Consider the following 15,582-nt stretch of genomic DNA (forward strand, 5'->3'; position numbering starts at 1 on the left):
ATGACGGACCAGACTGAGGACATGGCAGCCGTCTCGCGGCAGGTCCGGGTCGGGTGTGAGTTCCGGTACACCGCAGAGGTCGAGACGCCCGCGATCTTCCAGGTCGAGCCGTCCGGGACAGGTCCCGCGGCGGTGCTCCAGCAGGCCTGGGACATCCAGCCCGCGACCACCCGACACGGGTACACCGACCTTTACGGCAACGACTGCCAGCGACTCGCCCTGCCCGCGGGCGACTCCACACTGCGCTTCGACGCCCTCGTCGCCGTCCCGGACGCGACCGAGGAGGTGGACCTCGACGCGGCCGAGCTACCCGTCCCGCAACTGCCCGACAATGTGCTGATTTACACCATGCCCAGCCGGTACTGCCTGCCCGACGTCCTCGGCGACGAGGCATGGCGCCTGTTCGGCGGCCACAAGCCCGGATACCGGCGGGTCCAGGCGATCGTCGACCACGTCAACAGCCACCTACGCTTCGCCTACGGCAGCAGCAGCCCCACCACCACCGCGGCCGAGGCGTATGCGGCCGGCAGCGGCGTGTGCCGCGACTTCGCCCACGTCGCCATCTCCTTCTGCCGGGCACTGTCCATCCCGGCCCGCTACGTCTTCGGCTACCTGCCCGACATGGACGTGACCCCGGACCCGGCACCGATGGACTTCGCCGCCTGGATGGAGGTCTACCTCGACCACCAGTGGTGGACCTTCGACCCCCGCAACAACGCGGCCCGCAAGGGTCGCGTGCTGATCGGCCGTGGCCGTGACGCCGTCGACGTCGCAATGGTCACCACCTACGGCGGACCGGTGCTGCAGAGCATGCAGGTCTGGGCAGAGGAGCCGGCATGAGATCGGACGACGGGGCACCGCCCGGCACAACACAGCAGCTGCCCTCCCCGGGGAGCTGGAGGAAGCCAGCCGGCTCACATATGTGCTGCACCAGCGCTTCCACTACGCCTACGACGGCCCGGTGCGAGACCTCGACCACCGGCTGGTGGTGGTCCCTCCCCGCCAACATGGCGATCAGCGCCGGCGGCGGCATTCGATAACCGTCTCCGCCGCCGGCGCCAACACCACCCATCGCCGTGACACCGCCGGAAACATCGTCACCCGGTCGCGCGTGCCGCTGGTGCCGGACGGGATCGAGTTCGTGATCGAGGCGGTCGTCGAGCGGGTCGGGCCGGGCACCGACATCGGTCTGCCGGCCGCGGTGCTGCACGACCCGCGCCTGCTCCGGCCGACCCGGCTGACCGCCGCCGACCCCGAGATCGACCGGCTCGCGGCGGCTCTGGCCGGCAACGATCCGCTGGCCACCGCCGAGCGGTTCTGCGCGTACGTGCACGACGCGATCACCTACGAGTACGGGGTGACCACCGTCGACACCACCGCCGCCCAGGCGCTCGCCCTCGGGCGTGGCGTGTGTCAGGACAGCGCCCATGTGATGATCGCGCTTTGCCGCGCCGCCGCTCTGCCAGCCCGCTATGTCTCCGGACACCTTCTCGGTGAGGGCGGCACGCACGCCTGGGTCGAGGTCGTTGTCGCCGATCCGGAGGGCGCCCGTGCGGTGGCCTTCGACCCGTGCAACGGTCGCCGCGCCGGACGCGCTTACCTGACCGTCGCCACCGGACGCGACTACACCGATGTCGCCCCGACCTCCGGCACGTATCGCGGTGCGGCGCACGGCACGCTGACAGCGACCAAACGGGTTGACGTCGCACTGGCCTGACGGGCCCCGACCCGCCGAGCGCCAGCGGGCGCCCGGCCGCACTTCACCGGTCACAGGCGTTCGAGAAACTCCTTCAACGCCCGGTAGTAGGGCATGATCGTCGAGATCTCGACGTACTCCTCCGGGCCGTGCTGTCCGTCGCCCCCTACACCGAACGCGACGGCAGCAATGCCGCGTTCGGAGTAGAACCCGCCGTCGCCGGTGCCGTGCTTGTACAGGAAGTCGGCCGGATAGCCCTGGCCCTGTGCGGCCCGGCGCAGCTGCTGAATCTCCGGGCGGTCATGGTCGGCGTGGTGGGGTGGGTCGAGGTGGTCGATGGAAACCGCGACGCCGGGCTCACAGAAGCTTCGCAGGTACTCGATGATCTCCGGATGCGTCCTGCCGTTGAGGTCGGTGTCATCGGCCGGAAAGCGGATGTCGAGCCACGCCTCGGCTTGGGCCGGAATCTGGTTGAACGCATGGTTGGGACTGTCCACCTTGGCCAGATTGACCGTCGTTCGCCAAACTTCCTCCGTGGCCACCGGATATCGGTCCATCAGACGTTTCACGGTGTCGACCACCTTCAGCAGGGCGTTGTCGCCGAGCCACGGGTAGGCGCCGTGACCGCTCCGGCCGCTGGCCTGCAGTCTCGCCTGCAGCAACCCCTTGGAGTCGGCCACGATGTTCAGGCGGCTGTGCTCGCCGATGACGACGAACGTGGCATCCACCCCTTGTCGGAGCTGGTGCAGAGTGCCGTCACGACCGCCCACTTCCTCATCGGTGACGAGTTGCAACGCGAGCGGGTACGAAAGCGTCGAAACCAGCTCGCGGAAAACCTGGGCCTGCGCCAGCGCGGACACCTTCATGTCCTGCGCACCCCGGGCATAGAGCCGATCACCTTCGCGACGCGGCCGGAACTGCCCGGGTTCGGCCGGCACCACATCCAGATGGCCGTTGAGGATGACACGGAACCTTGGACGCGCCGCGCCGCGATAGGCGTCGGCGTAGACAAGAGCGCTCGGCTTGCCGTTGGACTCAAACCACTCCACGCAAACACCTGGACCGACGAAGTCGACGACGGACTCCACGGCACGCCAAAGCTGCGCCGGCCGGTCTGCGGTCGACGGCACAGCGAGCAGGTCGACGGCGACGTTCAAGAAGGCATCCAGATCCACACCGCCATCCTGCTCCCCATCACCGGAGTGAGTGCGATCGCTACCGGCCCGTCGGTCCGCGTGCGCTGGCTCAGCCGCAGAGGACAGCCCGTTCGGCCGGCCTTTCTGGCGGTGCCCCTGAGGCGAGGTGCCACCACGAGCGGATCAGGGCCTCACCGTCGATGCGAGTGGCAGGACCAAGGCGTGCAGCCATGGCACGTTGTCGGAATTCCTGGACGCTGTTAGGAGCCGTGCTTCGCATGAGCTTCAACGACGAAGCCAAGCGGCTGCCCATTGCGGGTCAGAGGTGTCGAGGAGGGTAAGGTTACGCGACCTTGAGCAGTTGCCTGGCGCGTCGCTGAAACGCCTGCACTTCGGGAACCTGCTCGTACGGCTTGAACCCCTTGACCAGATCGCGGACGGTCTCAACGCAGCGGCTGGACTCCATTGCTTCAGCAAGAGACACCACGGTCTGCCCGCGTATCGCTGCTCGTTCGACTTCGTTGCGTAGCAGGTCGCTGGTGACGAGGGCGGCCTGGCTGAGGGCGCCGCGGCGGGCGCGGCGTTGGCGTGCGGCCTCGGCCGCGGACGCGCCGGCGAAGCGGTCAATTTGGGCGGTGTCGCCGATGTCGCGGAAGCAGTGGGCGGCTTCGCCGTACAGGTAGGCCGGGTCGATGAAGCGCGCCCATTCGGGTTCGCCTTCGGGGCGGATGTGTTGGAAGGCCGTCTCGGCGCGGTGGACGGCTTCCGTCACCGATCCCTTGGGACGACCGTCGCGGGCCAGCGCTGCGAGCGCCCGGGCTTCGAGGATTTGCAGGTCGGCCATGCAGGCGGGGGAATCGGTGACGGTGATGCCGTGCTGGCCGACGCGGGCGCGGGCGAGGGCGAGGGCTTCCTCGGGGTAGCCCAACAGGTTGGCCTGGTCGGACATGCCGGCCAGGACCGTGGGCGCCGAGGATCTTGTTCTTGGAGGCGCCGGCCAGCCGGAGAGACTGGATCAGGTAGCGCTGCGCCAAGCCGTGTTGGCCGTCGTCGTAGGGGGCTTGACCCCTGATCTTGGACACGGGTTATGCGGCTGGTGCCAGGGTAGTTGATGTTGGCCGGATGCTGTTTTCGTAGGCGATCGGGGATCGTTGTCCGAGTCGTGAGTGGCGGCGGATGGTGTTGTAGCGGTGCAGCCAGCCGAAGGCGGTCAGTCGAGCTTCGCGTTCGTTGGTGAAGGCGCGGCGGCCTTGCAGGGTCTCGCGTTTGAAGGTCGCGTTGAACGATTCGGCGGCGGCGTTGTCGGCGCTGGAGCCGATCGGGCTCATGGACTGGCGGACGCCGCCGCATGGCAGGCGGCGGCGAAGGCCCGTGAGGTGTATTGACCCGTGATCGGTGTGCAGGATCGCCCGGTCCAGTACCTCTGGTGCGCTGTGCCGCGTGCAGGGCGTCCAGGACGAGATCGGTGCGCATGTGGTCGGCGATCGCCCAGCCGGCCAGGCGTCGGGAGTACAGGTCGATGACGGTGGCCAGGTAAAGGAATCCGCGGTCACCGACAGGGACGTAGGTGATGTCGCCGACGTAGCGCAGGTTCGGCGCCGAAGCGGTGAAGTCCCGACCGATCAGATCCGGTGCCTTCGCCGCGGCCGGGTCCGGGATCGTGGTACGCCGCCGGCGGTGTAACCGCAGTCCAGCCAGGCCGATCCCGCGCATTACCCGGGCCACCCGCTTGTGGTTGACCGGCTCGCCGTTGTCGCGGAGCTCGGCGGTGATCCGCGGGACGCCGTAGGTGCCGTCGAACGCGTTATGCACGGCCCGGATCCGGGCCGCCAGAGCCGCGTCAGCGGCAGCACGAGCCGCTCTGGCCGGCGCGGTGGCCTTCCAGTGATAGAAGCTGGACCGAGCGATCCGAAGGACCTGACACAACCGCTTCACGCCATAGCGCTGCCGGTGGTCGTCGACGAACTGGAAGCGGGTCAGGACGCGTCAATTAACTAGAGACCTTTTGGGGTCAGGGTGGGCGTAGGCCGGTGGCGGCGAGGTAGCTGTCGATGAGGCCGTCGCGGTATTGCATGCGTTTGAGGCGGTTTTTCACTGCGGTGGCCAGGGCGGTTGCGGTGGTGGCGGCGAGGTTGGCCAGTCCGTGTTTCATTACCGACCAGACTTTCTCGGCCGGGTTGAGTTCGGGTGCGTAGCCGGGCAGCTTGTAGACCCGCAGCCATGGACGTGCGGCGAGCAACTGGCGCATGAGGACGGATTTGTGTGCGGGGAGCTGGTCCCAGATCAACACGATCGGCGCGCCGAGTTGCCGGTGGGCGGCGTCGAGCAGGTCCACCAACTCCCGTTCGCGGAAGCCTTTCGGATCACCCTTACGGCCGCGGTAGGTCAGCGTGCGGTAGATCAGCCGGCTGCGGTGGCCGGGCCGGTAGCAGACCAGCCCGGCCACCGAGACCCGGACACCGCCTTTGGCGGTGACCTTCACGACTGGGGTGTGGCCGCGGGGCGACCAGGTGGTCGCCTTGGCGGGGCGAAGAGTTTGGCCGGCTTCGTCGGCGAAACAGATCCAGGCGTTCAGCCTGCCCGCGACTGTTTTACCGCCGGCCACTGATACCTACGCCAATGGGCGATCGTTTCCTCGTCCCGCTCGATTGCCCGATGCGTCGGCAACTGCGCGCTGAACCCGATCCGTTGCATCGCTATCCACGTCGTGGCAGGGCTCCGGCAAAGTCGTTAGCTGATCCTGAGGAGGTCGAGCGGGCGGCGGCTGTCGCGGGCGTGGTGTCGGTTGGCGGCGGCGATGTTGGTGAGGCCGGCCTGGCGGAGGATGCTGATAGCGGCGTTGCGGAGGACGGCCATCACCTGGGGGCCGGTGCCGGTACGGATCTGGGATCGGTCTTCGTCGTAGGTGACGTCGCGGACCCAGTGGACTTTGTTCTCGATCGACCAATGGCCGCGGATGGTGGCGGCCAGTTGGGCGGGCTTGGCCTGGTGCACGTGTAGGTCGGTGATGGCGTAGATGGTCTCTGTGGTCCACCGCCTGGGCTGGTCCAGGGCGTGACGGCGGCGCCTGATCCGGAGGGCCTGCGCGGCGTGCGGGAAGTCAATCCCGCTGGCGAGGGTGAGCACTTTGATGGTGCGGATCTCGCGGCGGCCGTGACCGCGGTCGGCGGTTCGGTCGGCGTCCGGGACCGCCCGCCAGGGTAGGGCCGACAGTTGGGCGTGCAGATGCGGCTGGTTGCCCTTCACGGTGAGGATCCAGTGCGCGCCGCGCCCGGTCAGGTAGGTGACGTGGTCGCGTTGGCAGTGCAAGGCGTCCGCGGTGACGACTACACCGGCCAGGTCGGGGATTTGGTCCAGCAGCGGCCTGAGCCGGGTGATCTCGTTGGTGGACGCGTCGACGTCCGTGCTGGCCAGTACCGCGCCGGTGGTGTGATCGGCAGCGGCTAGCACATGCTTGGCCGTGTTGTCGCCATCGCCGGAGCCACGGATGGTCTTGCCGTCCACCGCGAGCGCCGGCAGCGTCCCCGCGGCGGGTTGAGGGCGGTGTTGGACGAGCCAGCCGGCGATCACCGTGGTGAGTCGGTCCGCGTCCAGTGCCTGCAACAGTCGGCGGATCATCGCCTCAGACGGCCGCCGTCGCGGATCCATTCCCAACCGGGCAGCCGACTCAGCTGGCAGGTCCGCGACCCACTCACCGATCGCGGTGTACGAACGGTACCCGGCCATCACCGCGCACACCGCCATGGCGATAACCGTGCCCAGCCGATGCCGGATGCCACGACGAGCCCGCGGATCAGGCACGTGCTCCAGCGCCGCCAGCAGGCCTACCGGCGGCATCTGCCCACGGCTGGAGGCCGTAGGAACCTCGATGATCTTCTGAACGGCCATGCCCGCCCTGTCATCCACGAACAGGGCGTGTCTACATCAACTGTCTAAACCAGACCGTCGCGACTTTGCCGGAGCCCTGACGTCGTGGTGAGGCTGACCCGGACCTTGAACATCAAGCCGATCAACGTCCGGATCCTGGCCAACGTCCACCGTTGGTCATCGCCGTAGCCAGCGGCCGCGGGCCCGAGTTCGACTCGCGCCTTGAGCTTTGCCAACTGCGCCTCGGACAGCTTCGGGTCCGGGCCAGGCGCGCCCTTGGACGCCAACGCGTCGGCACCACCGGCCCGCCAAAGCTTGCGCCACACGTACGCCGACTTCTGCGAGACCTCCAAACGTTTGGCCACCTCGACCGGCGTCATCCCTTCAGCGAACAGATCCGCCGCCTGCCGGCGGATCTGTTCACGCCGCACTCGCGCGGCCTGGTTGAGCCCGCCACCGTCGCCGTACCTCATAACCCCAAGTCAAGCGGACAAACCCACACAGAGCGATCCCCCAGACGCGGCATAGTGGACACACCCAACCACCCCAACCCCAAAAGGTCTCTATGCCGACGGCCCAACCAATCTCCGCTGCCAGCCACCGCAGCACTCCCCGCCGAGGTGGTTCTTATTGTGACAAACATTGGGCCTGGTTGTGCGCGAACCAGGGCTGGTAGCGGCCGTCAGGCTTGCGATTGCGTGAGATCTCCCGGTAGACGCTCTGGTAGCTCTTGCCGATCCGCGCCGCGATGGCCTTTACCGACTCGCCACGGGCCAGGCAATCTGCGATCTCGATCGATCATTCTGGCTGAGAAACCTCGACGCGATCGGCCGCGCCTCGCTGATGGTCACCCCGCCAGCGTCGAGGAACCACACCGACCCGCGGCTCAGCGACACACCGACCTGGCGGGCGGCTTCCGCACCGCGGACGCCTTGACGGAGCAACTCGAAGTAGCGGCGTTTGACCGCAGCCGGCATCTTGTTGGGCGCGTACTTCGGCATGCGAATACCCCTCGACTCAAGCATTCGCAACGACCGACAGAACTTAAGGAGGCTACCGGCTAGGCACGTGCCACAGTCGTACCGTCGAGTCGCCGTTGGCGGTGGCCAAGGTGGTGCCGTCGGAGCTGAACGCCAACCCGTACACCGCGTCCGGCCCGTGTCTGAGCGCGGCGACCTGCCGGCGGCGGGCCACATCCCACAACCGCACCGTCCCGTCGATGCCGGAGGTGGCCAGAGTCCGCCCGTCCGGGCTGAACACGACCTCGCTCACGACGCCGGTGTGGCCCTTGAGCGTGGCGACATGCCGGCGGCGGCCGACGTCCCACAACCGCACTGTCTTGTCGTCACTGGCAGTGGCCAGGAGCTTGCCATCCGGGCTGAACGCCACATCCCGCGCGGTATCGACGTGGCCGCCGAAAGTGGCGAGGTGCCGGCGGCTGGCGACGTCCCACAGCCGCACCGTCTGGTCGGAGCTGGCGGTCGCCAGGAGCTTGCCGTCCGGGCTGAACGCCAGCGCGATGACGTACCAGTTGTGGCCGGTGAGCGTAGCCACGTGCCGGCGCCGCGCCACATCCCACAACCGCACCGTCCGGTCGTCGCTGGCACTGGCCAGCGTGACGCCGTTCGGGCTGAACGCCACCGCGTTCGCGGGCTTGGTGTGGCCTCGGAGGGCGCCACGATGCCGGCGACCGGCGACATCCCACAGCCGCACTATCCCGTCGTAGCTCGCCGAAGCCACCGTGGCGCCGTCCACGCTGAATGCCACCCCCAGGACGTACCAGTCGACTGGGAAGGTGGCCACGGACTCGCGCCGGGCCACGTCCCACAACCGCACAGTGTCGTCCGCGCTGGCGCTGGCCAGCGTGGCACCATCCGGGCTGAACGCCACCGCACTGACGAACTGGGTGTGCCCGGTGAAGGTAGCGAAGGGCTCGCCGGTCGGGGTGGGTCGCACGACGACCGCAGCGGTGGGCTGCCCGCGCGTCGTGGCCGGCTGTCCGGTGGGCGCGGTGGGTTGTCCGGCCCCGGGCGTTCCCCGCCCGGGGCTGACCGCCGGCACGGCGGCGGCGGCAAGCACGAGGCACGCGGCGACGACGGTGGTCAGCGGCCGGCGGGCCCGGCGGCGCGTCGCGGCGAACCGGCTCGGCGCGGCCGCACGGACCGCCGGCGCGCCGGCCGCGTCACTGCCGGGCGCGTTGCCCCCGGCAGGTGGCGGCTGGTCGGCCACAAAGTCCGGACGGGGTACGGCCGGCCGTGACCTGGTTGGCGTGTCCGGCACCTCCACGGGGGCCGGCGCGGCGGCAGGGCCGGGCGTAGCCGGTACCCCGTCGTCGCTTGCTCCGACGGTGCCGACGGCGGGCCGCGAGGCCGGCGCTGGCGCGGCGGGCGCCTGTGCCCTGACGGGCGTCGGGCCGGCCGGGGCCGGTCGCGTGGTGACGGGCGCTTGTGCCGCCGCGTGCGTCGGGCCCGCCGCGGCCGGTGGTGTGGTGAGGTGCCGGATGTCCAGGGCGCCCTCGGCGACGACAAGCTCCGGTTGGTCCAGCACGGTGGGGGCGACGCGCAGGGTGCGGTGCAGCAGCGTCGCGGCCAGCGGGATGCGCGACGAGCCGCCGACGAGGAAAACCCCGGCGACCTGCTCGGGGCGAACACCGGCCTCGGCCAGCAGGCGCTGCGTAAACGTGGCGGTGCGCTGCAGATGCGGACCGGCGGACGCGGTGAACTCCTCGCGGGTCAGATGCACCGGGCGGTCGACCAGCGGCAGGTAGATCTCCGCGGTGGCATGGCGCGACATCTGTTCCTTGACCGCGCGAGCGGCCTGCCACAACGTGTGGCGGGCCTGCTGGTCCGCCCGGGTCTGCGGCCAATCCAGCCGCTGCCAGGCCGCGGTCGCGCCGGCGGTGTAGGCGCGGGCGTGGCGCACCACCTCGGCGTCGAGGTCCAACCCGCCCACATCGGGCAACCCGCCGGTGGCGACCACCTCGAACCGGTCAGGATAGGGGCGGACCACGCTGCAGTCGAAGGTACCCGCGCCCAGGTCGTAGACCACGACGCAGCGGCCCGGCGGGATCTGCTCGCCGAGCACGCCGGTGAAGTACGCCGCGGCGGCGACGGGCTCGGCGACCAGCCGCACGCGGGCGAACCCGGCGCGGTGCGCGGCATCGGCGAGCAGGCTCCGCCGGGTGGATCCCCACGTCGCCGGATGGGTCAGCACCGCCTCGGGCGCCGCGGCCGGGCCGGCCACCCGCGCCGCCTCGGCTGCCACCCGCGACAGCACCGCCGCCACCAGGTCCACGACCGGCAGCTCCCGCTCGCCCAGCCACACCGTGCCGTCATCGATGCGGCGTTTCGGGTAGGGCTCCAACCCGGCCGGGTGGCCGAACGCGGCACGGAGCGCGTCCGCGCCCACCAGCACCCCGCCGCCGGGCTCGGCGAACACCGCCGAGGCCAGCAACGGCGACCCGTCGAACAGCAGCGGGCGGACCCGCCCGTCGGGGCCGAGCAGCGCCGCGACCGTGTTGGAGGTGCCGAAGTCCACGCCCAACCGGCCACCGGCGGCACTCATGGCAGGGCCGTACGGACCCGGTGTCCAAGGTGGAGTCACCTGATCGAACGACATCGACACCCCGCCCTCCCGCCGGGTGCGAGAGTATCCGCCCGCGCCACACCGCGCCTCGTCCGCCGACTCCGGGCCAAGGTCAAACATTGTTGACCTGTGTCAGGGGCTATCTACTCATTTGGGCGTGCACCGGCCGAGGCGCCGGCGGCGGTGGCGAACTGACGTGTTGTACTCGCCCACGTTGTTCGCGGCGGCGAGCGGGACTACGATCCGGCCGTGCGAGCGGGGGAACTCGGGCGCGTCCGTCGTGCCCGCTTCATGTGGGTCGGCGGCGGCGCGCTGGCGACCGTGCTGGCCCTCGACGCTCTCGGGCTCATCGCCTTCCTCGCCTGGTCGACGACCTGGCGCCGCGGCGACCCGGCATGCGAATCGGTCGTGATCGGCGACTGCCTGACCTTCGGCGACATCGCCGGGTGGGTGGTCGGCTCCGCTGCCGTCCTCCTGGTGTTCGGTCTGCCGGTGAGCGTGGCGTTCATCGTGGCGGCGCTGAGCATCCTCAACGGCGTCACAAAGTGGACGCCGGGCAACGGCTCCGGCACCGCGGTCGCGCTCACGCTCGGCGTGGTTTGCGCCATCGCCGGCCCGGCACTGGTGGGCGGGCTGCTCGCTTCCCTCGTCGCGCTGGCAGTGCTCCGCTGAGGCCGCGTCCCGGCCGCTAGTACGCGTACTCGCCGAAGCGTCGATCGAGCTGGAGCACGCGCGTCAGCACGCTGCAGGCGACGCGTCGGTGACGCATCTTCCGACCGCCCGCCGGTCCACCACGACGCGGCAGGGTCCGCGGCCCTAGGGCCGACCGCCTGTCCTCCAGGTTCGACAACTGGGGTCCGGACCATGGGCGGGACTTCGCGTCGCGCAGCCGCCGCTGCGCGGCGTCGATGCCAACTCGGCTGCGACCTAGGCAGGACCGGCCGCAGGTCTGCTGAGCAGGGCTAACAGGAGCGCACCGAGGTCACGGCTATCGGCCAGCATCTCCGAGGTTTGGTTAGCCCGCAACGTGCCGAGAACCTGATCGCGGGCGCTGACGACGCGATACGTAGTGCCGTACTCGACAGCGACGACATAGCCCGACACCAGCGCCCGATGCCCGTCAGCGCCGAGGAAGACAACGCCGCCGAGATCAACAATCAGCTCATCAGGCGACCCTTCAATGATCGCCTCGAAGATCATGGTCTGGAGCGTCACCACGTCGGGCCCGCTCAGCTCACCGGCCAGATCCACACCGATGACCGCGTCACCGGCACGGCGCGTAATGCCCGTGAAGGCCAAACCTGCCCCCCGATCGATCGGCGACCGCGACACACTACGCGCGGTCCAGCACACCACTGATGATCACAGCGGGGTCCGGGCCAACGATCAGCACAGAGCATACTCCCGGCCCCGGATCGCGCTACTGGTCGCATTGCTGATCGCCAAACCGAGGGGGTCGCTGCTCAAAGAGGCGATGCGGCTGCTGCCCGACGTGCTGCGGCTACTTCGCCGCCTGGCTGCTGACCGCAACATGCCGCGCGGCGTTCGGATCCGGCTCGTCCTGCTGATGGCATACCTGACCATCCCGATCGACATCATCCCCGACTTCATCCCGGTCCTGGGCTACGCCGACGACGCCATCATCGTCACCCTCGTCCTGCGCAGCACCGTGCGTCGGGCAGGACTCGACGTCGTCCGCGCCCACTGGCCCGGCAGCGACGACGGCTTCGCCGCCCTGAACCGACTCACCGGCCTTACCCTGTCGACTCCCGAGCCCGACCGCAGCCCCCCGGCGCCGCCGCGGAGTGGCAGCTAACGACGAGTCAACCCCACCAACTCACGCAACACCGCCTCCGCCTCATCAAGGCGTTCCAAGACGGCGACCAACGCGTGGTGGCGGTCCATGGCATACCGCTGCAACGACTCGGGCAACAACGCCCGCCTATCAACCAAGTCATCGAACGGATAGATCGACGCACCGGAGTAGCAGACCCACGCCCGCACAGCGGCAACAAGGTCACCGTCTGGTAGCTGTGGATTCTCCTCACGATAGGCCGTCGCCAGGCCGGCAAAGCCGCGCACCCAATCATCACCACGAAGCACCGTGCGCGGATCGCAGCCCAGTCGCGAGACCTCCCACGCAACTGCACGTGGCAAGGGCGGCCGAAAGTCGATCACGGCCGCGACCTGGCCATCGTGGAACAGGACGTTGGGCACCGCGAGATCTCCATGGACTACCTGGCTCGTCAGAGCCGGGAGGTGCTCCAACATCGTCGCCAGCCGCGGCAGCAAGGCTTGGCGCCACAGCAGCACCTCCGTTGCCCATGCCCGGAAGTCGGAGTCCAATGCCGTGCCACGGGACAGCTCGCGAAGCACCCGCTCTAGCTTCCTCGCCGCCTTACCGAGATCACACAGCGTTCCCGTCTCCGGCCGCCTCGGCGCCGCGGGATGAACCGACAAAATGCGATGCAGATGCCCGACCACGCTCCCGACGGCGATCATCTGCGACTGGCTCAACCCAACGTCTTCACCGCTCTGGCCAGCCACGAACTCCCACACCGAGATGGCGGCCAGTTCTCCCATGTGAAGAACCTCGCCACGCTCGGATCGCAGCACTCGGGCAGTCGGAACACCACGTGCGGCAGCGAACTCCGACAACTCGATCGCGGCCCGCTCCTTCACCAGATCGGCCCCTGGTTGATACGCCTTCACGAAGACCCGCCGACCATGATCGGCGTCGGCGACAAAGTTGACGGTCGCGACCCCGCTCAACACCCGCTGAAGCCCCACCCCGGCCAGGCCATACACGTCCGCGAGCGCCTTCGAGACCGCGCCGTCGTCAGCCACGATGCTCTCCAAGCGGCCGGCAGACACGCCGCCGGGCCATCACGCTCTGAACCGACAGCGGCAATTCCGACAAGTAGCTTGCCCAATGAAGGTGTTGCAGGTCTCCGTGCGTCCACCCGTACGGCCCCTTGGGCAGGTTGTCGGTTGGTCGGGCGTGGGCGTGTTTGTCGATGAGTGCGATGCGTTGGTCGAGCAGGTCGATGACGGTGGTGTCGAACGGGCCGCCAGCGGCGTGGGCGGCGGTTTGGAACCGGCGGGCTTCGGCGATGGCTTGCTCGGGTGGCACGGTGCGGGCGGTGGGCGTGCCGGTGATGGCTGGTAAGCCGATTGACGGGTGGAGGTGGTTGAGCTGTTGGTGGAGTCTTCCGATCGTGGTGCCGAGTTGTTGGGCCTGGGTGGTGGTCAGGTCGGGTCCGTTGGGGTGTTCGCCGTCGAGCCAGGGCAGTAGGCAGTAGGCGCGGGTATCGACTTCGATGACCGGGTCGCCGTCGCGGGTGAGCAGCGGTGGGCAGACCGGTACGCCGCCTTCGTGCAAGGCGGTCAGGACGCGCAGGTTTCGTCGGGCTGTGGCTACCGGGATGTCTAGGAGCTGTTTGAGCGCATACCGGCCGTTGGTGGTGGTGATCTGCCAGTTGCGGTTCATCAGACCGTGCGCAAGGTACGCAACTGTTTGGATGCCCTCTAGTTGGAACGCGTCGCGGATGCGGTCGAGGTCGTCGTCGGGCGGTTGAGGTGCGGGGTTGGTCACGTCATGCTCCGAGGTCGGCGGGCAAGGCCTGCACGGCGTGGGTGAGTTTGTCGATGCGGTCGAGGAGCAGGTGGGCACCGTGACGGCTGTCGTCGAACATGTTCAGCCCGTTCAGTTCGTCGGGGTCGAACCAGCCGAAAGGTAGCTCGGCGGGTGTTGCCGGCTCGTGCTGCGTGGTGAGGGCGAGGTAGAGGTGGTCGACGTGGATGTGCGGGCGCGGGTGGCGTGGTTCGGCGGGCACGGGCTGCTCGGAGATCCATACCGGGACCGGTACGCCGGGGACCGCGTCGGTGAGCTCGCCGGTGTGGGTGCTGATCAGTTGGGCGGTGAGTCCGGTTTCTTCGCTGGTTTCGCGGAGCGCGGCTTCGGCCGGGTTTTCGTGGGGTTCGACGTGGCCGCCGGGCAGCATCCAGCGGTGCAGCCGCGGGTGGTGGATGAGGCCGATGCGCCAGCCGCTGGGCAGTCGGGTGAGCAGGAAGACGCTCGCGGTGGCGTGTTTGAGCATCGCGGTCATCGGTGTAATGCTGCCGCGACGCGGTCTAGAGACCTTTTGGGGTTGGGGTGGTTGGGTGTGTCCACTATGCCGCGTCTGGGGGATCGCTCTGTGTGGGTTTGTCCGCTTGACTTGGGGTTATGAGGTACGGCGACGGTGGCGGGCTCAACCAGGCCGCGCGAGTGCGGCGTGAACAGATCCGCCGGCAGGCGGCGGATCTGTTCGCTGGAGGGATGACGCCGGTCGAGGTGGCCAAACGTTTGGAGGTCTCGCAGAAGTCGGCGTACGTGTGGCGCAAGCTTTGGCGGGCCGGTGGTGCCGACGCGTTGGCGTCCAAGGGCGCGCCTGGCCCGGACCCGAAGCTGTCCGAGGCGCAGTTGGCAAAGCTCAAGGCGCGAGTCGAACTCGGGCCCGCGGCCGCTGGCTACGGCGATGACCAACGGTGGACGTTGGCCAGGATCCGGACGTTGATCGGCTTGATGTTCAAGGTCCGGGTCAGCCTCACCACGACGTGGATAGCGATGCAACGGATCGGGTTCAGCGCGCAGTTGCCGACGCATCGGGCGATCGAGCGGGACGAGGAAACGATCGCCCATTGGCGTAGGTATCAGTGGCCGGCGGTAAAACAGTCGCGGGCAGGCTGAACGCCTGGATCTGTTTCGCCGACGAAGCCGGCCAAACTCTTCGCCCCGCCAAGGCGACCACCTGGTCGCCCCGCGGCCACACCCCAGTCGTGAAGGTCACCGCCAAAGGCGGTGTCCGGGTCTCGGTGGCCGGGCTGGTCTGCTACCGGCCCGGCCACCGCAGCCGGCTGATCTACCGCACGCTGACCTACCGCGGCCGTAAGGGTGATCCGAAAGGCTTCCGCGAACGGGAGTTGGTGGACCTGCTCGACGCCGCCCACCGGCAACTCGGCGCGCCGATCGTGTTGATCTGGGACCAGCTCCCCGCACACAAATCCGTCCTCATGCGCCAGTTGCTCGCCGCACGTCCATGGCTGCGGGTCTACAAGCTGCCCGGCTACGCACCCGAACTCAACCCGGCCGAGAAAGTCTGGTCGGTCATGAAACACGGACTGGCCAACCTCGCCGCCACCACCGCAACCGCCCTGGCCACCGCAGTGAAAAACCGCCTCAAACGCATGCAATACCGCGACGGCCTCATCGACAGCTACCTCGCCGCCACCGGCCTACGCCCACCCTGACCCCAA

The 15,582-nt window shown here is 68.8% G+C and carries 18 protein-coding genes and 2 pseudogenes; 6 read left to right on the top strand and 14 right to left on the bottom strand.

The features are described from left to right. Positions 1-840 (top strand): transglutaminase-like domain-containing protein, encoded by an 840-nt coding sequence (locus tag Phou_RS29880; RefSeq protein ID WP_246273949.1) that lies wholly within the window; start codon positions 1-3, stop codon positions 838-840. An 82-nt stretch (positions 841-922) separates the two neighbouring features. Continuing rightward, entirely contained in the window at positions 923-1,717 is a 795-nt protein-coding gene (locus Phou_RS29885) for a transglutaminase family protein (RefSeq protein ID WP_218579265.1), read from the top strand. A gap of 50 nt (positions 1,718-1,767) precedes the next feature. Here the strand turns inward: Phou_RS29885 and Phou_RS29890 are convergent, their stop codons facing one another. The 10 genes and pseudogenes from Phou_RS29890 to Phou_RS29935 form a co-directional block, all read right to left on the bottom strand. Beyond that, positions 1,768-2,871 carry a M20 family metallopeptidase gene (locus Phou_RS29890; protein ID WP_173061957.1) on the bottom strand — a complete coding sequence of 368 codons (1,104 nt, stop codon included), beginning with the start codon at positions 2,869-2,871 and terminating at the stop codon, positions 1,768-1,770. 304 nt (positions 2,872-3,175) lie between these two features. Next, positions 3,176-3,790 carry an NsdA family TPR-like regulatory protein gene (locus Phou_RS29895; protein ID WP_486357960.1) on the bottom strand — a complete coding sequence of 205 codons (615 nt, stop codon included), beginning with the start codon at positions 3,788-3,790 and terminating at the stop codon, positions 3,176-3,178. A gap of 127 nt (positions 3,791-3,917) precedes the next feature. After that, positions 3,918-4,815 (bottom strand): annotated as a pseudogene (locus Phou_RS53185) (IS3 family transposase); the annotation flags it as partial. A gap of 28 nt (positions 4,816-4,843) precedes the next feature. Beyond that, positions 4,844-5,437 (bottom strand): transposase, encoded by a 594-nt coding sequence (locus tag Phou_RS29910; RefSeq protein WP_173061966.1) that lies wholly within the window; start codon positions 5,435-5,437, stop codon positions 4,844-4,846. Further along, positions 5,404-5,535 (bottom strand): annotated as a pseudogene (locus Phou_RS54605) (winged helix-turn-helix domain-containing protein); the annotation flags it as partial. The pseudogene Phou_RS54605 and the gene Phou_RS29910, both read right to left, overlap by 34 nt. A 27-nt stretch (positions 5,536-5,562) precedes the next feature. Next, on the bottom strand, positions 5,563-6,738 hold the full coding sequence (locus Phou_RS29920) for an ISAs1 family transposase (RefSeq protein ID WP_246273950.1): 1,176 nt from the start codon (positions 6,736-6,738) through the stop codon (positions 5,563-5,565). A 26-nt stretch (positions 6,739-6,764) separates the two neighbouring features. After that, the gene (locus Phou_RS29925; protein WP_173061973.1) at positions 6,765-7,172 is read right to left on the bottom strand and encodes a helix-turn-helix domain-containing protein; all 408 of its coding nucleotides are present in this window, start codon (positions 7,170-7,172) and stop codon (positions 6,765-6,767) included. A gap of 154 nt (positions 7,173-7,326) precedes the next feature. Continuing rightward, complete coding sequence (locus Phou_RS51385; protein ID WP_218579381.1) at positions 7,327-7,494, bottom strand: helix-turn-helix domain-containing protein; 168 nt, start codon at positions 7,492-7,494, stop codon at positions 7,327-7,329. Further along, positions 7,455-7,700 (bottom strand): hypothetical protein, encoded by a 246-nt coding sequence (locus Phou_RS29930; RefSeq protein WP_218579266.1) that lies wholly within the window; start codon positions 7,698-7,700, stop codon positions 7,455-7,457. The genes Phou_RS51385 and Phou_RS29930 overlap by 40 nt, the downstream gene beginning before the upstream one ends. A gap of 52 nt (positions 7,701-7,752) precedes the next feature. Further along, positions 7,753-10,263: an Hsp70 family protein gene (locus Phou_RS29935; protein ID WP_173061976.1), complete on the bottom strand. Its 2,511-nt coding sequence runs from the start codon at positions 10,261-10,263 to the stop codon at positions 7,753-7,755. Positions 10,264-10,533: 270 nt separating this feature from the next. Here Phou_RS29935 and Phou_RS29940 point away from each other — a divergent pair, with 270 nt between their 5' ends. Beyond that, positions 10,534-10,956: a hypothetical protein gene (locus Phou_RS29940; protein ID WP_173061979.1), complete on the top strand. Its 423-nt coding sequence runs from the start codon at positions 10,534-10,536 to the stop codon at positions 10,954-10,956. A 255-nt stretch (positions 10,957-11,211) separates the two neighbouring features. Here Phou_RS29940 and Phou_RS29945 read toward each other — a convergent pair whose 3' ends face one another. After that, positions 11,212-11,583, bottom strand: coding sequence for an STAS domain-containing protein (locus Phou_RS29945; RefSeq protein WP_173061982.1), 372 nt, complete (start codon positions 11,581-11,583; stop codon positions 11,212-11,214). Here Phou_RS29945 and Phou_RS29950 point away from each other — a divergent pair. Further along, complete coding sequence (locus Phou_RS29950; protein ID WP_218579267.1) at positions 11,573-12,100, top strand: YkvA family protein; 528 nt, start codon at positions 11,573-11,575, stop codon at positions 12,098-12,100. The two genes, Phou_RS29945 and Phou_RS29950, sit on opposite strands and share 11 nt — an antisense overlap. Here the strand turns inward: Phou_RS29950 and Phou_RS29955 are convergent. From Phou_RS29955 to Phou_RS29965, 3 genes are read right to left on the bottom strand one after another with little or no spacing between them, the layout of a single operon-like run. Next, positions 12,097-13,131, bottom strand: coding sequence for a phosphotransferase enzyme family protein (locus Phou_RS29955; RefSeq protein ID WP_173061988.1), 1,035 nt, complete (start codon positions 13,129-13,131; stop codon positions 12,097-12,099). The genes Phou_RS29950 and Phou_RS29955 overlap by 4 nt on opposite strands. Beyond that, entirely contained in the window at positions 13,124-13,879 is a 756-nt protein-coding gene (locus tag Phou_RS29960; RefSeq protein WP_173061991.1) for a phosphotransferase, read from the bottom strand. Before Phou_RS29960 ends, Phou_RS29955 begins: the two co-directional genes overlap by 8 nt. Position 13,880: 1 nt before the next feature. Continuing rightward, positions 13,881-14,393 (bottom strand): NUDIX hydrolase, encoded by a 513-nt coding sequence (locus Phou_RS29965; protein WP_173061994.1) that lies wholly within the window; start codon positions 14,391-14,393, stop codon positions 13,881-13,883. Between the two features lie 119 nt (positions 14,394-14,512). Between Phou_RS29965 and Phou_RS29970 the strand changes: the two genes are divergently transcribed. Together Phou_RS29970 and Phou_RS29975 are read left to right on the top strand one after the other, a co-directional pair. Then, the gene (locus tag Phou_RS29970; protein ID WP_173061998.1) at positions 14,513-15,016 is read left to right on the top strand and encodes a winged helix-turn-helix domain-containing protein; all 504 of its coding nucleotides are present in this window, start codon (positions 14,513-14,515) and stop codon (positions 15,014-15,016) included. Continuing rightward, positions 14,983-15,576 carry a transposase gene (locus Phou_RS29975; protein WP_173061966.1) on the top strand — a complete coding sequence of 198 codons (594 nt, stop codon included), beginning with the start codon at positions 14,983-14,985 and terminating at the stop codon, positions 15,574-15,576. The genes Phou_RS29970 and Phou_RS29975 overlap by 34 nt, the downstream gene beginning before the upstream one ends. Positions 15,577-15,582 lie beyond the last annotated feature (6 nt).

The sequence above is a fragment of the Phytohabitans houttuyneae genome (assembly GCF_011764425.1).
GTDB lineage: Bacteria > Actinomycetota > Actinomycetes > Mycobacteriales > Micromonosporaceae > Phytohabitans > Phytohabitans houttuyneae.

Coding starts and splice junctions, on each gene's coding strand:
- Phou_RS29880 (WP_246273949.1), top strand. CDS start 1: ATGACGGACCAGACTGAGGACATGGCAGCCGTCTCGCGGCAGGTCCGG.
- Phou_RS29925 (WP_173061973.1), bottom strand. CDS start 7,172: ATGAGGTACGGCGACGGTGGCGGGCTCAACCAGGCCGCGCGAGTGCGG.
- Phou_RS29930 (WP_218579266.1), bottom strand. CDS start 7,700: ATGCCGAAGTACGCGCCCAACAAGATGCCGGCTGCGGTCAAACGCCGC.
- Phou_RS29935 (WP_173061976.1), bottom strand. CDS start 10,263: ATGAGTGCCGCCGGTGGCCGGTTGGGCGTGGACTTCGGCACCTCCAAC.
- Phou_RS29965 (WP_173061994.1), bottom strand. CDS start 14,393: ATGACCGCGATGCTCAAACACGCCACCGCGAGCGTCTTCCTGCTCACC.
- Phou_RS29970 (WP_173061998.1), top strand. CDS start 14,513: ATGAGGTACGGCGACGGTGGCGGGCTCAACCAGGCCGCGCGAGTGCGG.